Consider the following 17588-nt stretch of genomic DNA (forward strand, 5'->3'; position numbering starts at 1 on the left):
TATTTTCAAACTTTTTCATAAATTCTATTGATTTTTATATAGTTAGCTTTTTTATATTCATAGGTAGCTGTACTTTCTTTGATGATATCTCCTGGAGGCATAATGGATGCTGTATTACTATAATTTTTAGTATCTTCTACATTACTTACATCGGCATAGCTTTTATATTTAATCCAAAGTGTTTTGCCTTCGTATACACTACTAGAAAGCTATTGAATAAATTCAATCTTGTAGCTCACAAAATGTTTTGTATAAGCATCGTTATTGTTGTGAACAATATCATCATAGGTATAAGTTAAACCATCATCACTAAAAAAAGAAATGTTATAAGTTTTACCCGGAGGCCACCAATAATTTGTTCCTTGAATTGGTTTTCCATCTTCATCATTAGCATTAATCATTGAACCCCATTCTTGAATTTGAGTCATTGTCATCCATTGACCATCTTTTAATGTATCCGTAATAACTGTTCCAGAAGGAAGACCTCCTTTAGGAACCTTTACTTCCATTAACCATTGAATTTCTAATTTATTGTCTTCAGCTAATTTTCCACTTTCGACCTTTTTTACTACACTTCCCTGTGCTGGTACTTTTACTTCTGAATCAGTTGGAATATTGGGAACATCTCCTGGTGGATCAATTTCGGCATGGTTTTTAACTGTGGTTTCATTCCATTGTGAAGTTACAGGTGTTTTATATTTAATTGTATAGTGATGGGTATTGATACTGTTTTCCCCTTTAAATAAAATTTGGGTAATTTGATTGTTTTCTTTACAAATTTGATACATTCCAGTTTCTTCATTCACCGTATTTCCATCCATCATGACTTTTAAACTACCATCCATGATTTTATCAAACATTGTATCCGTTAGAACATAGTTAAAAATATTTTGATTTTGTTTACTTAAGTCAATGGTCCATTCAATACACTGATTCGATGAATCATAAGATCCACTTTTATTAAAATGTAACGAACGATCTACAGATACTGTAGCTTCTGATTTTTTATTATCTAATCCATATTTATTCGATACAACACCACTTTCATTCACATTAATATTTGATGGTGTTTTATAAATAATGGTATATGTTTGTTCATTTGGTTTTCCATCAATTGATGTGAAAGTTAAATTATCTCCCGTCCAAACATAACCAGTATTGGGTTCAATTTTAATATTTGATTTATCAATTTGAGAAAACATTTCATCACTTAAGAATTTACCCGTAATATCATTTTTATTTTGATTTATAGTAATCGTCCAAGTAATTAAATCTGATTTTTTATCATATTTTCCTACTTTATTCACATCTACTGTTTTATCCACAACAACTGTTTCTTCATCTGTTTTAGGCGGTAGATTAGGATTTGCTGGTGTAATGGTAGAACTATTTGTGACTGTTACACTTTCTTGTGTTTCAGGTACATCAGTTTCATACGTAATGACATAAGTGTTATTTTGAGCATCTTCATTAAATACAATACGTTTAATATTCCCATTTTCATCAGTAATAACTGTGAATCCTGTACTTGGTTCAATTTTTATATCACTTGTCTTTATTTGATTAAACATTGTATCGGTTAATACGGCATTGTTTAAATCACTTTTATTTTCATTAATTGTGATAGACCATTGTATTTTATCTTTTGATTTATCATATGAACCATCTTTTTGAATATCAATTTTTTTATCAATTGTCACTTCTGCATCTGATGTTTCTTCATTTCCACTTGGCGGAGTAACAGTAGCTGTATTATCAACTGTTGCCACTCCGTTCACATATTCTAAATTATCGGGAACATTTGTTTTATAGGTAATAGTATAACTATTCGTATTCACATCCGTTCCATTAATACCAGTAAACTTAAGTTGATTCCCATTCCATGTGATTCCTTCACTTGGAGAAATAGAAACTTTTTCTTTATTAATCGAAGCAAACATATCATCCGATAAGATAGAGTTTGCTAAGTTATTTTTATGTTGATTGACTTTGATTGTCCAAATAATTTCGTTCTTTTCTTTGTCATAAGAACCAGATTTCATTAAATCTAAATCTTTTGTCACAGTTGTTTTTGTTTCATCACTATCAATAATGGTTTCACCTTTTTCAGTACCCGTAACCGAAACTTTATTACTTACTTCATATGAATTACCTGTTGCCGGTTCTTTAAAATAAACATCATATGTAATAGTATAACGCTGTCCTTTATCATGAATTCCTGGTTCTAATCCAGGAAGAGCCATGGTGATTTCTTTATTATCTTGATTATAATTCAAAGAACAATCTTTTATTTCCGTTTTTGATTGCCAATCTAAATTCCAATCATCTACACGATCTTCTTTTACAACATTCACAAGTTTTACGGATTCCACGTCTAATCCATTAGTATTTAAAATATCTTTCAAATTAATAGGATCAGGTGTTCCTTTTTTAGAATCAACAACAATTTTATAAGTGATTTTATTTTCTTTATAGTTATAACTAGAATTTGATTTATCAACTTTAATATCATAGTGCATAGATTCATTATCTGGGTGTTGTATTTCTTCAGCTTTAATCGTAACTGTTACACTATCTGTGAATTTAAATTCATATTCTGTGTCCTCGTCTTCTTTATGATTCACATGCGCACTATAGCTAATAAATCCTTCAAAGTTATCTTTTCCTTGTACATAACTTTGAATAAAATCAATTCCTACACTATATGTTCCATCTTCGTTTTTCACAAAGAAATAAGTAAATCCTTCTACTCCATTGGCATCACGACCTGTATATGTTTTATTTAACATTGTATCTGGTATCACAATTTCTTCTGGTAAAGAATAAATATAACTTAAGTTTTCTTGCCCTGATTCAGGGTATATCATATCTTTTGTGATTTTAAATTTTAAATCAAAAGACACTTCGACTTGATCTGTTTCGGGATTATAATGAGGATTTTCATAAGTTACGTTTTTAATACAACTAGTAAAATCAAGACGATTATCAAGTGAAGTACTTAATGTTGTTGCCATATCATTTTCTGAATTATCATTTAAATTACATTGTTCTGTATGAATATGTTCTTCTTTAGTGCAAATCAATTCTTTTTCATCTACACCGATTTCTACTTCTTCAAAACAATTTTCATTGTGTTCATGTTGTTCTAGCTGCATTTTGTCACAAATTAAATTATTATTTTCATCAAAACAACTTTCATCATGACTATGAATTGTTACTGGTTCATCTTCATTTTCTGCATTCATTTCTTCTAATGTTTTTTCTGGTATCGGACACCATAAATTTCCTTGTTCATCGTAACAACCTTCATTGTGTTCATGGATAATAAAATCGGCATAACCACATTTTATTTTTCCTTGTTCATCAAAACAATCTTCTGTGTGTTGATGAAGATTTAAACTATCAAGAGTACATATTCCTTGTTTTTGTGTTATTATGCTTGCTTGACGATAACAACTATCTGTATGTGTATGTTCTTCCATGTCACATTGTTTTTCCATTGTAATCGCTGGTAAAATCACATTGTAGATTGTTGCGATTACAACCATTATAATGAGAAACAATTTTATTTTGTATTGATGATTTTGCTTTGGAATATCGTGGTTCATATATCTCTCCTTCTCTTGATTTATTAATTAATTTTAACGTTACTAAAAAAAACAACTCTTAAAATATAATAATTTGATATTCAAAGTCAATAAAAAATTGAATTATTTCATGTAATAAAAAAAGAAGGTACCATTAATTCATAGTACCTTGTGAAAATATTTAATTTTGTTCTTCCTCTTGTGGTGTAGGCAAATACAAACGAACCTCTTCAATACGATTTTTATCTAAGCTTACAACTTTGATTTTTATACCATTTTCAAGTGTTACTGTATCATATTGTTGTGGGAAACGACCCAAGGCATCGATAACTAAACCACCAATGGAATCAAAGTCTTCACTATCTAAGTCTAAATCTAATGCATCGTTTAAATCATGTAAGTTAATATAACCTTTTACATCATAAATTGTATCATTGATTTTCTTGATATTTTCTTGTTCTTCTTCATCGTATTCATCATGAACATCTCCAACAATTTCTTCAATGATATCTTCTAACGTAATGATTCCAGCTAATTCACCATATTCATCAACAACTATAGCTAAGTTGAAAGTTGATTCTTTCATTTCCACTAACAATTCCGAAATTTTCTTTGTTTCATATGTGAAATAAGGTTTACGTAAGACTTTATTAATATCAAATTGATCTAAGTTATCGTACAACAATAAGTCTTTCATATTCACTAGACCAATGATGTTATCCATAGAATCTTTATAAATTGGAATTCTAGTAAAGCGTTCTTCTTTAAAGATTTCCAATAAGTCTTTATATGTACTATTGATATCGGCCATAACAACATGAACTCTAGGAACCATAACATCTCTTGCCTTGGCGTCTCCAAAATCAAATACATTATTGATCATATTTTTTTCTTCTTCTTCAATTACGCCTTCTTCATGAGATACATCCATCATTGTTCTTAATTCTGTTTCTGTCATCGATGGATTGTTATCTTTATCATTTATACCTAATAATTTCAATACAACATTACTTACGGCATTAATCACAAATATGAATGGAGTTAAAATACGCATTAAAAATAAAATGATAGGAGCATACATTAAAGCCATTTTTTCAGCGTTTTTCGTAGCCAGTGTTTTTGGTGTGATTTCTCCAAAAATCAAAATAAATAACGTAATGATAAATGTCGCAACACCTACTGCTGCTCCACCAAACACATAGGCAATACTTGTGGCAATACTAGCTGCATATGTATTAACTAAATTATTTCCGATTAAAATAGCGCTCAACATTTTATCTTCTTTTTCATATACTTTTAACAATGTATGAGCTCTTTTATTTCCTTTTTCTGCTTCAGAGCGAATCTTAATTTTATTAACAGAAACTAAAGATGTTTCTGCACTTGAAAAAAATGAAGATAAAAATAATAAAATAATTAAAACGATAATTTGTAGTTCTAACTCGGTGTCCATTTCTTCTCCTTTTAACCTTTACGTGGAATCAATAAACGAATCATTCCTTGTTCCACTTCTATTGTGGGATTCTTTAATAAACGAATCTCACCATCTAGATTACCATAAATTCCTTCATTATTGGTATGAAGTGATACAATATGTCCTTTTGTGATATAGGCCAATTCTGGTAAAGATAAATGTTCGCCTTTTTGATATACCTTGGCAAGTTTTAAAATTTCCGTTCTTTTTATATCATTGATTAAACAAATATCTAAAATACCATCATTTATTAATGCCCCTGGACATGGTTTATAACCACCTCCATAGTAACGAGCATTGGTAATCACAACAAACGAAAATAATTCTTGTTGGATTTTTTTATCATCAATTTGAATATGAAATTCAGATGAAATCGGATTTTTTAAACTAGCCAACATTCCCATATAATATGGAATAATCCCTCTTACCGGTAATGTCTTACGATATTTATTCACATAACGAGCCACGTTCACATCAAAACCAAAGGAAACGGTGTTGATGGCATATTCTCCGTTTACTTTTAATAAATCACAATTAATAATGTCCCCATTTTTTAATAAACTAAAATCTAAAAAATCTTCTTTCTTTAAATGATCAAAATATTTCACAAAATCATTTCCTGTTCCAATGGGAACAATTGCCAAGGTAATATGTTTACACCCCGCAATCCCATTCACGATTTCATGAAGAGTTCCATCTCCTCCACACGCAAACATAAGAATTTCTTCTTCTGTTTTAAATGCGTACTTTCTAGCAATGTGAGTGGCATGTTCACTTGACTGTGTCTTTTCAATAATGACATCACATCCCTTAAAATGCGTTTTGATTTGATCCATTAAAGTATACAATCCATCTTTACTTGAATTCGGATTAATTATAAATACATATTTCATAATAAGCCTCTTATATCTTCAATAATTTCTTGGGTTTTCCCTGCTTGATACCAAGTCACTGGCATCTGATTTTTAAACCAAGTATATTGTCTTTTCGCATATTGACGAGAATGTGTTTTGATTCTTTCTTTGATGATATCTAAATCCTCATGATTTAAAAAATAATCCTTAAATTCTTTATACCCTATTCCTTGAAAACTTGTATATTCCCAAGTATTTGGATTTGTGAATAAAGAAGTAACTTCTTGTACCAATCCTTGTTCAAACATTAAATCAACGCGAGCATCAATTCTTTGATGTAATAGTTCACGATCCATATCCAATCCAATAAAATGAACGTCATATAATGGAACATGTTGTTGCGAATCCTCACGTTCACTTTTCGTTTTTCCCATATGCGCCATCATTAAAGCACGAATCATTCTTTTTTTATTATTGATATGAATTTTATCTAAGGCTTTTTCATCTACTTCTTTCAACATTTCATATAATTGTTCATTACTTAATGTATGAAGATATTGATTATATTCTTCATCGACTTGTTCTTCTTCAAACGTATAATCATATAAAGCCGCTTTTAAATATAAACCCGTTCCCCCACATAAAATAACTTGTTTATTGCGCGATTGAATATCTTCAATAGCTTGTCGACACAACTGTTGAAAAATCATTACATTATATGGTTCATCATAGTCTTGAATATCAATTAAATGATGAGGAATATTTTCCATTTCTTGTTTAGTAACCTTGGCTGTACCAATATCCATTTTACGATACACTTGCATACTATCACATGAAATAACTTCACCATCAAATGCTTTCGCTAACGCGATTGATAAACTTGTTTTGCCAATACCGGTTGGCCCAACAATCGCAATAATTTTCTTATCCACGTTCAAACTCCTTTATTAATTCTTGATTTGTGATTGTGATAACCGTAGGTCTTCCATGTGGACAATGATATGGTTGTTCACATTTTTGAAGATCTAGAATTACTTTTTTCATTTCATCCATCGTTAAATGACGATGAAAACGAATTGAACTATGACATGCCATGGTTGCCAAGACATGTTTTCGAAGCGTTAATAAATCTACTTTTTCATGTTCCATAAAGAAATCAATTAAATCTTGAAAAAATTCATCTTCATGTACGTCTTGAAACCAAATGGGAATTTCACGAACAATGACTTGATCACTTCCAAATGGTTCAAAGTGAATCCCAAAATAATTGGTTTGTTCATTGATAGTTGGTATACGACTCAATACACTACAAGGTACATTAATTTGAATTGGTACCATAAGTGGTTGCGTTTGCGTACATGGTTTATCCAATGATTTTTTAATTTGTTCATAGTGATATCGTTCCTGAGCAGCATGTTGATCAATAATCACGAGTCCTTGTTCATTGGAACATAAAATATAGGAATCATGAAATTGTGCTAATACTTCAAGATGATAGAAGAAATCATCTCCTTTTGGTTTTTCAATTATTTCTTCTTGTTGTGGTTTTTCTTCTTCTACTTTTGTATAGTCATCAAAGCCAAATAATTGTTCATTTATTACACTTGGTTGTTCATTATATATAACCGGATTATCATATACTGGTTTTGTTTCTTCTTGTTCATATGAAAAAGGAATTTCTTCTTGAACAATTTGTTTTTCAATTTTAGGTTTACTTACTTTTTCTACAGTTTGTAAAGATTGTTTTAAAGTTTGTTTTAAAGTATTTCGAATTAAAGATAAACACTGATTTTGTTTTGATAAACGAACTTCCCATTTATTGGGATGGACATTGACATCAACTAATTGGGTATCCATTTCAATGTTTAATACTACAATTGGAAAACGATTATTGGGTAAATATTCACTATAGGCATCTAAAATCGCATTTTGAATGTGAGTAGAACGAATACATCGTGTATTTAAAGAAATAAACATGAAATATTTAGTTGCTCGATTGATTTTGGGTTGAATTATATATCCACTAATGTGAAAATCATCGTCACTATTATCAAAAGCAATGGCATTATTCGCTACTTCTTTTCCATACATTTGATAAATAATTTCTTGAATGTTTCCATTTCCACTTGTTTGAAAAACAACCCTACCATCATGTGATAATACAAAACGAATTTCAGGATGAGCTAGTGCCATTTTATTAATTAAATCTGCGATAACACTGAATTCATAAGCTGCACTTTTTAAGTGTTTAAACCGGGCCGGTGTCTTTAAAAATAATCCTTCAATTTCAAATTTAGTTCCTTTAGGACAATCACAGATTTCATCACACGTTTTTTGTCCATAGCTATAGCGAATTAAACTTCCTTGATTTCCATCATTGGTTTGTAGTTCTACTTGACTGACCGCAGCAATACTAGGAATGGCCTCACCTCTAAATCCCATTGTTCCGATATTAAATAATTCTTCTTCTGAGTGCATTTTACTTGTGGCATGGCGCATAAATGCCATTTGTGCATCTTCGTGATCCATTCCACATCCATCATCAATAATGACTAATCTTTCGATTCCTCCTTGAAAGGCTTCGATTTCAATGGTAGTAGCTTGGGCATCTATACTATTTTCAACGCATTCTTTGACAATTCCCGCTGGTCTTTCGACAACTTCTCCAGCAGCAATCATATTGGTCAAATGCTCTGATAATACATGTATTTTTGACACAGTATTCCTCTTTTCTATTCTATTTCATCGGCCAGTTGTTTTAATTCATATAAACATTCCAAGGCTTCTCTTGGACTAAGGGCATCGACATCTAAATCATGGAGTCTGTCCATTAGTTTGGATTGTTCAGGTTGAACCGGATCCATAACAAATAAACTTGGTTGATAAGAAGAAACATTATCACTGTTTTCGTAGTTTTTTAATAACTGCGTTGCTCTTTCTAAAACAACCGATGGAAGATGAGCTAACTTGGCAACATGAATTCCATAAGATTTATCGGCTTTTCCTTCAACTAAACGATATCTAAATTCAATTTCACCTTTTTTCTCTTTCACATCCACGTGAATATTTTTAACTCTTGGATGTGTTTTTTCCATTTCGGTTAGTTCATGATAATGTGTTGAAAATAATGTTTTGGCTTGAATGACTTCTTCAATGTATTCTAGCATTGCCTGAGCCAATGCCATTCCATCATATGTTGCCGTTCCTCTTCCTATTTCATCAAATAAAATTAAAGAATGTTTCGTTGCGTATCGAAGCGCTACATTGGCTTCCATCATTTCCACCATGAACGTTGATTTACCTGTTAAAATGTCATCACTAGCACCTATACGAGTAAAAATACGATCAAAAATAGGAAGTTCACATGATTTTGCTGGAACAAAGCTTCCCATTTGAGCCATAATGACAATTAATGCGTTTTGTCGCATATACGTTGATTTACCACCCATATTAGGTCCAGTAATTAATTCAATGGCATTGTTTTCGTCCATAATCCAATTATTGGATACATATTTTTTCTTTTTCATGCGATCATCTAAAATCGGATGTTTTCCTTCAATGACTTTCACACTCATTTCTGGATGAAAACTAGGACAAACATATCCGTGATCAATGGCTAAATCCGTTAATGATACTAAAACATCTATGGTTGCGAGTTGTTTAGCACATGTGTGTAAATCAAATAATTCTTCTTTAATGCGAAGAAGTAATTTAGTGAATAGTTCTTGTTCTAATTTATTTTTAGATTCTTGGGCATTCACAATTTGTTCTTCTTTTTCTTTTAATTCACTTGTGATGTATCTTGTCGCATTGGCTAATGTTTGTTTCGGATAGTATCCGAATTCTTCTTTAATTTGAGATAAATATCCATTACGTACTTCAATATAATATCCAAAAACACGATTATATCCTATTTTTAAAGATTTAATTCCCGTTCTTTCGCGTTCTTTATTTTCAATTTCAAGGATATAGTCTTTTCCTTGATTTGATATTTTTCTTAGTTCATCTAATTCATCGTTATATCCATCTTTAAATACTCCGCCTTCTTTTAAAGTTAGAGGTGGATTTTCAACAATCGCATTTCCTATTTCTAAATATAAACTATGGCAATCCGGTGTTTCTTTAAATTCTGGATACGATTCAATTTGTTGAGCTAATTCTAAAATTGGCTTGGCATGTTCCAGAGTCGTTACTAATTGAAGTACATCTCTAGGACTTGCATTTCCATATGCCATACGACTTGCCAATCGTTCCATGTCATAGACATAGGCTAAATGTTCTTTTAAGTTTTCTCTTAACATGAAGTTATTTTTAAGTGTCATTATAGCTCTTTGTCTTTGTTCAATTTTTTTGGCATTGATTAAAGGCATTTCAATCCATTGTTTCAATAAACGCGATCCCATAGCACTTTGACAATGGTCCATAAAACTCCATAAACTTTCTGCTTTTGTGCTTGATGAATGACATGTGACTAAGTCTAAATGATTTTTTGTTTCATAGTCTAATACCAATGTACTTTGTTCATCCATAGATAAAACTGGCATAAAATGATCGATGTGTTGTTTTTGAGTTTCACTTAAATAAGCCATTAATTGGGCTAGGGCTTGTTGAACAATTTCCGGATCATTTTCTTTTAATAATTTATAGTCTTCTTGATCAAGGTTTGTCTTTTTTTGCGTAGAAATCGTCAAATTATCCATTTCTTCTAGTGCTGTCATCCATCGTTTATCAATTGTTAGTGGGACAACAATTTCACTTGTTTCCATGGCCATCAATGCTTTTTGTAAAGCAACCAATGAGCGTTCAATCAATTGGTATTTCAATTCTCCTGTACTTAATTCACAATAAAGAATACAGATATTCCAACTTGAAATTGAAATTGAAGCCATATAATTGCTTTCTTTTCCATCGACAGTAGAATCCATATAAGTTCCTGGTGTAATAACTTTAATGATTCCTCTTTCAACTAATCCTTTTGATGTTGCTGGGTCTGTTAATTGTTCACAAATCGCAACTTTATATCCTTTTTTTATTAATCTTTGTATATATGAATTACAAGCATGATATGGAATTCCACACATAGGAATTTTTTCATCTAGGCCTGCACTTTTTCCCGTTAAAACTAAGTCCAGTTCTTGGCTTGCTAATTTGGCATCATCAAAAAACATTTCATAGAAATCACCGACACGATAAAAAAGAATTTTATCTTTGTTTTGTTCTTTGACTTGAATGTATTGTTCCATCATAGGAGATAGTTTTTTTTCTTTCATAATTTGCCTCCAATATTTGTATTATATCATTTTTTTTAATTATTTTTTTATTGTGTTATACTATTAAAAACTAAGAGGTGCTGATTTTGAAACAAACGATTATTTATAAAAATAAAATATATAAAATTGATATTGGCTTTATTGCCATTTTATTAATTCTAGCTTGTACGAGTTTTTTTGCGATATACAATGCCTTTAACTTAATTAAGACAGGATCTGGAACATCTTATTTAATAAAACAAATGATGTGGTATGTGATTAGTTTTATTTTGATGTCCTTTCTTTGTTCCTTTTCCAATGACTTTATCTTTAAATATATAAAAAAAGCTTATTATATATTAATTGGATGCTTAGTTTATTTGTTGCTATCAAGAATTGTGATTTCTTTAACGGGAGCTCGGATAAATCTTCCTTTTGCTCCAATGATTAATGGAGCTGTCAGTTGGATTTCCATTCCAGGAGCGAGTTTTCAGCCAAGTGAATTTATTAAAATTGTTCTGATTGTCATGGTTGCTCAAATCATTGCCAAGCACAATGAACAATATCCTGAGCCAAGTTATAAAGAAGACTTAGGATTAATTATTGAAATTGCTAAGGTTTTATTACCACCATTAATTTTAATTCTATTACAACCCGATACTGGTTTATGTATTATCATTTGTTTCACAATTTTAATTATGTTGATGTGTAGTGGAATTCGTAAAGGATACATTGTTTCTATTTTTGTAGCTCTAGGAATTGTCGTTGCCCTCTTTTTATTCATTTACTACAATCAAAGAGATTTATTAGTTTCTTTAATATCAAATTATCGTGTTCAAAGAATCGATGCATGGTTAGATCCAGAAAGTAATATTTTAGGTAGTTCCAATCAGTTGTATACTGCCCTTCTATCATTGGGATCTGCTGGTTTTTTAGGATTTGGATCACAGGCAAATATTATATCGATTCCCGAAGCACAAACTGACTTTATCTTTGCGGCTTTTGGGCAGTGTTTTGGATTTCTTGGAACTTTATTTATTGTCGTTGTTTGTCTAGTATTAGATTTATATTTATGTAAGATCGCCTATAACACAGTAAATCAAAAAGATCGATTAATTGTGATTGGTGTTATTGGTATGTTGATTTATCAACAACTACAAAATATTGGTATGATTGTTGGTTTAATGCCAATTACAGGTATTACTCTTCCTTTAATTTCATATGGAGGAAGTAGTACTTTATCTTATTTCATTGCCTTCTCATTTGTGATGAATTTATCTCCTGTTTCCAAAAGAACTTTCTATTTAGGAAAAAGAAAAACGAGACTTAAGAAATCTCGTTAGTATAAGTTCTTTAATCTTTTCAAATAAGAATAAGTACGATATCGAGCGAATCGTACTTTTTTTGTACTTGATGAAATCAATATTTCATTCACATCTTCTAAATTCGCACTTAAATGGTCGTAATTAATGTTGGCATAGTGTAAAAATTCACCTTTGATTGTTAATTTACGAGTCTCTTTCATAATATAAGGATTTTGAAGAGAATGATGATTTTTATTCACAACCGGCATAATTTCACATAGTTGTAGCACATCTAAACCAGGATCCACAACAGCTCCATTTAGTGCTCTATTTAAAGCACTCGATCCTACTTGGGTACTCACACAGATTCCTGAACCAGATGTTTGTTCAAAAAATTCATCATCAATATAGATATCTAATTTTAATGTTCTATCCATACTTGAAATACGCACTTCATTTAACGCGTAACAAACTTCTTCTTTGTCTTTGAATTCAATTTTCAACATAGGACGATTTTCAATAACAGGAGTGGTATGAACAATTAAATGAATAAGTTCATTGATTTCTCTTTGGGTAAAATCTGTTAAAAATCCTAATGTTCCAGTATGAATTCCAACAAACATCGTCGTATCTAAAATATCAATGTATTGATGAATAGCTCTTAAAAAAGTCCCATCTCCACCAACACATATAACCAAGTCAGGATACTTTTCATCGTATTCTAAACCATGTTCCATTAATTGTTTCTTAATTTCATTTCTTTGTTGGATAGAATTATAGTCTGTACGATCAATAATAGCGAATTTCATGTTGACCTTCCTTTTTATAAGTTTTATTGTATCATAAAACGGAGGAATTATTATATGTTTAATCAAATGGAAAGAGAATTAAAATGCTTAGTCACAAAAAATCAATATGAAATTATCGTAAAATCATATGATTTTTCAAATCCATGGATACAAGAAAATTATTATTACGATACTCCTTCTAATCAAGTTAAATCACAAGGAGCTGCTATGCGTATTCGTATCATAGGTGATAAAAAAATATTTACTTTAAAAACAAAAAAAGATGAAGTCACTCATTATGAATACGAAAAAGAAATCGATACAGATTCTATCACTGACATAAAAGATGAAGAAGTTCTTGAATGGATTTCAAAATTAAATTTAACGGAACCACTTGTCCAAACATTATCAACTAAAACAAAAAGACAAATTTGTAGACTAGAAAATGCAGAATTATGTGCCGATGAAAATTGGTTTGGTGATGTGATTGATTATGAAATAGAATATGAATATACGAAAGATCATGATGGAATTCCTATTTTTAATGAGATTTTAAGCAAAATTGGCATAAAATATAAAAAAAATTGCCCAAGCAAGATAGCCAGGGCCAATGATTATATTTTATGTAATAAACGATAAAAGAAGGACTTGGAATTATATTCCTCTTCCCTTTTTTTATACTCTTCTAATTCATCTTTAATTGAATCCGCATCATCAATCTTTTCCTGAAGTGCTTTGTTTTCATCCAATAATTTAGAATTTTCAGTTTCTAACTTTTCAATTGTTTCATCTTTACTTTGTTGTTCGATTAAGAACGTTTGTTTTGACTTTTCTAGTTCCAACTTTAATTTTTCCTGATATAACTGATCCATTAATTGTTGTGCTTTTTCTTTTTCTTCAATAACAGCCTTTAATTTCTCATTTTCATATCTTAATTCCATCTCAACAGTTGAAATTTCGTTCTTTTCTTTACGGAAATAAGTTGATAATTTTTCTACTCCTTCTGCTTTAATGGTAATACGCTTTGTTTCAGGGTTTTTGTATTTCCAATCTTTATCTGGATAATCTTTTATTAACTTTGCGACGGCTTTATCAACTGTGTTTCTTGACTTATTAAATTGCTGACAAATCTGTGCGATATCCATATCATAATAAACATCTATTGTTTTATTCTCTTCCATTTTCAGCACCTCTTTCGCATGAATATCCTATTTTTTGAATTATAACAAAATTATTTTTGTTCCTCAATAAAATCATTTGATTTCTTCTTTTTCATTTCATATGGTTTTCATTATGATTTTCCTTTTCTTATTTTTTCATTCATATGAAATATTTTAGAAATTCACATGCACATTTCACATCTGTATTTTATTTTCATATGAATTAAAATTCAATATAATTCAAATATATGATTTATATATATTTATTCAGATATTTTCCAATTTTTGAATTATAGATTGGATATTATATGTGAGCAGTCATATGAATAAGAAATATTAATTTTTGTGTAAATTTCCACAATCAGAAAGTTTATCAGATTTTTATACCTCCATGTGAAATTTTATATGATTATATATGAATTTATATGTGATCTAGTATATGAATGACATAATATAATCATATTATTTATATTATGTATTTATAATACTCCATGTGTTGTTTATGAAGGACCATATGAAAGTATTTCGAGTTATTAATTGATTCATATGAACAAATATTAGTAAATATGAATAAAATGTGAAGCAAACAATATATTATAATGTTTCTTTTTCATCAATCTGAGCAATCATAGTAAAATCATCGGAATAAAAAAATAGGATATATTCCTGTATATGAAAATATATCCTATCATATGAGATATCACGTGAAATTAACTATCTGAACGTTTTTGAAACGCCTTTAACAAAGTTAATGGATCTGCGTAGTCTAAGTGTGATCCGATTGGTATACCATTGGCCAGTTTTGTCACTTTACATTTACCATTTAATAACTTCGATAAATACATGGAAGTAGTTTCTCCATCAACGGTTGGATCTAATGCTAAGATAACTTCTTCCGTTTCTTCATTCACACGTTTTAATAATTTATCAATATTTAATTGTTCTGGTAAAATTCCTTTTGAAGCATTGATTGTTCCATTCAACACATGATATACACCATTATATTCTTGCATTGACTCAATTGAATCGATATTTTTAGGACTCTGAACAACACAAATCAATTTATGATTTCGATGTGAATTCATACATATTTCACATTTTTCGCCATCTGAAAGATTTCCACATATTTCACATCGATTTATACCTTCTTTTATATCTGTTAGAGAAGATATAAATTCATCCATTGTTTCTTCATCCCAATTTAATGTCGTATAAGCATACCGTTCAGCTGTTTTCTTTCCAACACCTGGAAGTTTTGCGTATGCATCAATTAATCTTTGAAATTTCTTTGGATACATTTTTTATCCTTTCTAATCATCTATTAATTCTAAATTAGGGAATACCTTTAATAAATCATCCTCTGTCTTATTGGTATTCATATGAATATCGTTTTGTTTAGCTTTCACAATAGCTGGGACTGGTAACGCGTTATTCATTTGAAGTTTTTTAAATAATACAAGTGAATTATTCATTTGTTCAGTATTAATTGCGAATATTTTTTTAGGAGTGCCTAATAACTCATTCAGAAATTTTTCATATCCTTCGTTATTCTGAATGTCATTCACATTCTTTACAGCCAAATCTGAATTCAATACTACAATCCAATAATTTTCTGATGATGCCATTAATTTCATATTTTTTAGACTATTGGCATATTTTCCATAGTCTAAACTAAAATAATACTGATCCATATTATTAATCTTAGGCATATCTTTCATCTTTTCTTGTTTGTTAGCCCCAACTAACAATTGAATGATGTATTCATCATTCAGGATGATATTTGATTCTTTAATAGGTTCTTCTACGAATGTTTCACGTGAAACGTTTTCTACATCATCCGATTCATATTCTATTTCAGTTGCGGTTTCAACTACTTCTTCTTCAATCTGAACATCTTTTTTAATTTCAGATACCTCTTTTTTAGTATCATATGATTCTAAAACAGGTTTCTGAACATTCACATCCTTGTTCTGAACACTTACATTATTCGATTCAGAGATGATTGTTAATAGACAAGTTGCAATATAATCCAGAATATTGGAAGCATATACAAATTTAGAATACGTATCCATTAAGTGGTTTAAAACATTTAAATTATATGAAACTGAAGAATTATTCATATATTGATTAATTACTTCTTTATGAGAATCCGATACCAATGTACTGTTTGAAGAATAATCTAAGATGACACTTTCTTTCATTAAAGAAATAAAGTCTTTCATAAATATTTGTAGATCAATCCCCATTGAAGCATATCTAGAAAGAGTATTCAATAAATCATCTACTTTTCCTTCTACTAAATATCGATATAAAACCCCAATATCTTCTACATTCAATACTCCATAGATTTTACGAACATCATCAGCTTTAATGTTTGTGATTGAATACGCAATACATTGATCTAATATAGAAAGGGAATCACGCATTCCTCCATTTGCTAGTTTCGCAATCAATGAAATAGCTTCATCTTCAATTTCAATTTGTTCTTGTTTACATACAACTTTTAATCTTTTTTCAATATCATTTTGAGATACACTAGAGAAATCATATCTTTGACATCTTGAAATAATAGTTGGAATTACTTTATTAGGTTCAGTTGTTGCGAATATAAAGATTACATGTTCAGGTGGCTCTTCAATTGTTTTTAATAATGCATTAAATGCACTCTGAGTCATCATGTGAACTTCATCAATGATATAGACTTTATATTTTCCTAATAAAGGGGCGTATTTAACTTTATCAATAAGGTTTCTGACTTCATCAACGCCGTTATTACTAGCAGCATCAATTTCAATGATATCAGGATGAGATCCATTTAATACCATTTTACAGTTTTCACAATCACCACATGGTTTATGTTGTTCATCTGTACAATTTAACATCTTCGCAAAAATCTTAGCGATAGTTGTTTTTCCGGTACCACGTGGACCACAAAATAAATACGCGTGTGCAATTCTATTTTGATAAATTGCATTTTTTAATGTTTGTACAATGTATTGTTGACCAACGACTTCTTCAAAACAAGTTGGTCTATATTTTCGATATAACGCCTGATATGCCATTTTTTCACTTCCTAACGCTTTTATTATACCAAGAAATGTTCATTAATCATAAAAGAAAAGAGGATATAACAGTTAAGTGATTTGTCACTTGAAAAGAGTTATATCCTCTT

General features: G+C 30.0%; 12 protein-coding genes. 2 read left to right on the forward strand and 10 right to left on the reverse strand.

The features are described 5' to 3' along the window. Window positions 1-209 precede the first annotated feature (209 nt). From ACI313_RS00910 to mutS, 6 genes are all read right to left on the reverse strand, one after another. A complete protein-coding gene (locus tag ACI313_RS00910; RefSeq protein ID WP_439755062.1) occupies window positions 210-3548 on the reverse strand; it encodes a collagen binding domain-containing protein in 3339 nt (1112 codons plus the stop codon). A 220-nt stretch (window positions 3549-3768) separates the two neighbouring features. Beyond that, window positions 3769-5040, reverse strand: a complete 1272-nt coding sequence (locus ACI313_RS00915; RefSeq protein WP_439755063.1) for an HlyC/CorC family transporter — start codon at window positions 5038-5040, stop codon at window positions 3769-3771. A gap of 11 nt (window positions 5041-5051) precedes the next feature. Continuing rightward, a complete protein-coding gene (locus ACI313_RS00920; RefSeq protein ID WP_439755064.1) occupies window positions 5052-5954 on the reverse strand; it encodes a diacylglycerol/lipid kinase family protein in 903 nt (300 codons plus the stop codon). Continuing rightward, window positions 5951-6847 (reverse strand): tRNA (adenosine(37)-N6)-dimethylallyltransferase MiaA, encoded by an 897-nt coding sequence (miaA, locus tag ACI313_RS00925; protein ID WP_320608646.1) that lies wholly within the window; start codon window positions 6845-6847, stop codon window positions 5951-5953. Before miaA ends, ACI313_RS00920 begins: the two co-directional genes overlap by 4 nt. Further along, window positions 6840-8633: a DNA mismatch repair endonuclease MutL gene (gene mutL / locus ACI313_RS00930; protein WP_320608647.1), complete on the reverse strand. Its 1794-nt coding sequence runs from the start codon at window positions 8631-8633 to the stop codon at window positions 6840-6842. Before mutL ends, miaA begins: the two co-directional genes overlap by 8 nt. 14 nt (window positions 8634-8647) lie before the next feature. Continuing rightward, window positions 8648-11185: a DNA mismatch repair protein MutS gene (mutS, locus tag ACI313_RS00935; RefSeq protein ID WP_320608648.1), complete on the reverse strand. Its 2538-nt coding sequence runs from the start codon at window positions 11183-11185 to the stop codon at window positions 8648-8650. 86 nt (window positions 11186-11271) lie between these two features. Between mutS and ACI313_RS00940 the strand changes: the two genes are divergently transcribed. Continuing rightward, entirely contained in the window at window positions 11272-12507 is a 1236-nt protein-coding gene (locus ACI313_RS00940) for an FtsW/RodA/SpoVE family cell cycle protein (protein WP_439755065.1), read from the forward strand. Here ACI313_RS00940 and ACI313_RS00945 read toward each other — a convergent pair. Then, window positions 12504-13277 (reverse strand): NAD kinase, encoded by a 774-nt coding sequence (locus ACI313_RS00945; protein ID WP_320608650.1) that lies wholly within the window; start codon window positions 13275-13277, stop codon window positions 12504-12506. The genes ACI313_RS00940 and ACI313_RS00945 overlap by 4 nt on opposite strands. Window positions 13278-13331: 54 nt before the next feature. Between ACI313_RS00945 and ACI313_RS00950 the strand changes: the two genes are divergently transcribed. After that, a complete protein-coding gene (locus ACI313_RS00950; protein ID WP_320608651.1) occupies window positions 13332-13895 on the forward strand; it encodes a CYTH domain-containing protein in 564 nt (187 codons plus the stop codon). Here ACI313_RS00950 and ACI313_RS00955 read toward each other — a convergent pair. From ACI313_RS00955 to dnaX, 3 genes are all read right to left on the reverse strand, one after another. Further along, complete coding sequence (locus tag ACI313_RS00955; RefSeq protein ID WP_320608652.1) at window positions 13871-14437, reverse strand: hypothetical protein; 567 nt, start codon at window positions 14435-14437, stop codon at window positions 13871-13873. The two genes, ACI313_RS00950 and ACI313_RS00955, sit on opposite strands and share 25 nt — an antisense overlap. A gap of 689 nt (window positions 14438-15126) precedes the next feature. Continuing rightward, window positions 15127-15714 carry a recombination mediator RecR gene (gene recR / locus ACI313_RS00960; RefSeq protein ID WP_320608653.1) on the reverse strand — a complete coding sequence of 196 codons (588 nt, stop codon included), beginning with the start codon at window positions 15712-15714 and terminating at the stop codon, window positions 15127-15129. A gap of 12 nt (window positions 15715-15726) precedes the next feature. Beyond that, window positions 15727-17478, reverse strand: coding sequence for a DNA polymerase III subunit gamma/tau (dnaX, locus tag ACI313_RS00965; RefSeq protein ID WP_439755066.1), 1752 nt, complete (start codon window positions 17476-17478; stop codon window positions 15727-15729). Between the last annotated feature and the right edge of the window lie 110 nt (window positions 17479-17588).

Source organism: Floccifex sp. (assembly GCF_051873495.1).
In the GTDB taxonomy this organism is placed as follows: domain Bacteria; phylum Bacillota_I; class Bacilli_A; order Erysipelotrichales; family Erysipelotrichaceae; genus Floccifex.

Coding starts and splice junctions, on each gene's coding strand:
- ACI313_RS00910 (WP_439755062.1), bottom strand. CDS start 3,548: ATGGTTGTAATCGCAACAATCTACAATGTGATTTTACCAGCGATTACA.
- ACI313_RS00915 (WP_439755063.1), bottom strand. CDS start 5,040: ATGGACACCGAGTTAGAACTACAAATTATCGTTTTAATTATTTTATTA.
- ACI313_RS00950 (WP_320608651.1), top strand. CDS start 13,332: ATGTTTAATCAAATGGAAAGAGAATTAAAATGCTTAGTCACAAAAAAT.
- mutS (WP_320608648.1), bottom strand. CDS start 11,185: ATGAAAGAAAAAAAACTATCTCCTATGATGGAACAATACATTCAAGTC.
- ACI313_RS00945 (WP_320608650.1), bottom strand. CDS start 13,277: ATGAAATTCGCTATTATTGATCGTACAGACTATAATTCTATCCAACAA.
- recR (WP_320608653.1), bottom strand. CDS start 15,714: ATGTATCCAAAGAAATTTCAAAGATTAATTGATGCATACGCAAAACTT.
- ACI313_RS00920 (WP_439755064.1), bottom strand. CDS start 5,954: ATGAAATATGTATTTATAATTAATCCGAATTCAAGTAAAGATGGATTG.
- dnaX (WP_439755066.1), bottom strand. CDS start 17,478: ATGGCATATCAGGCGTTATATCGAAAATATAGACCAACTTGTTTTGAA.
- ACI313_RS00955 (WP_320608652.1), bottom strand. CDS start 14,437: ATGGAAGAGAATAAAACAATAGATGTTTATTATGATATGGATATCGCA.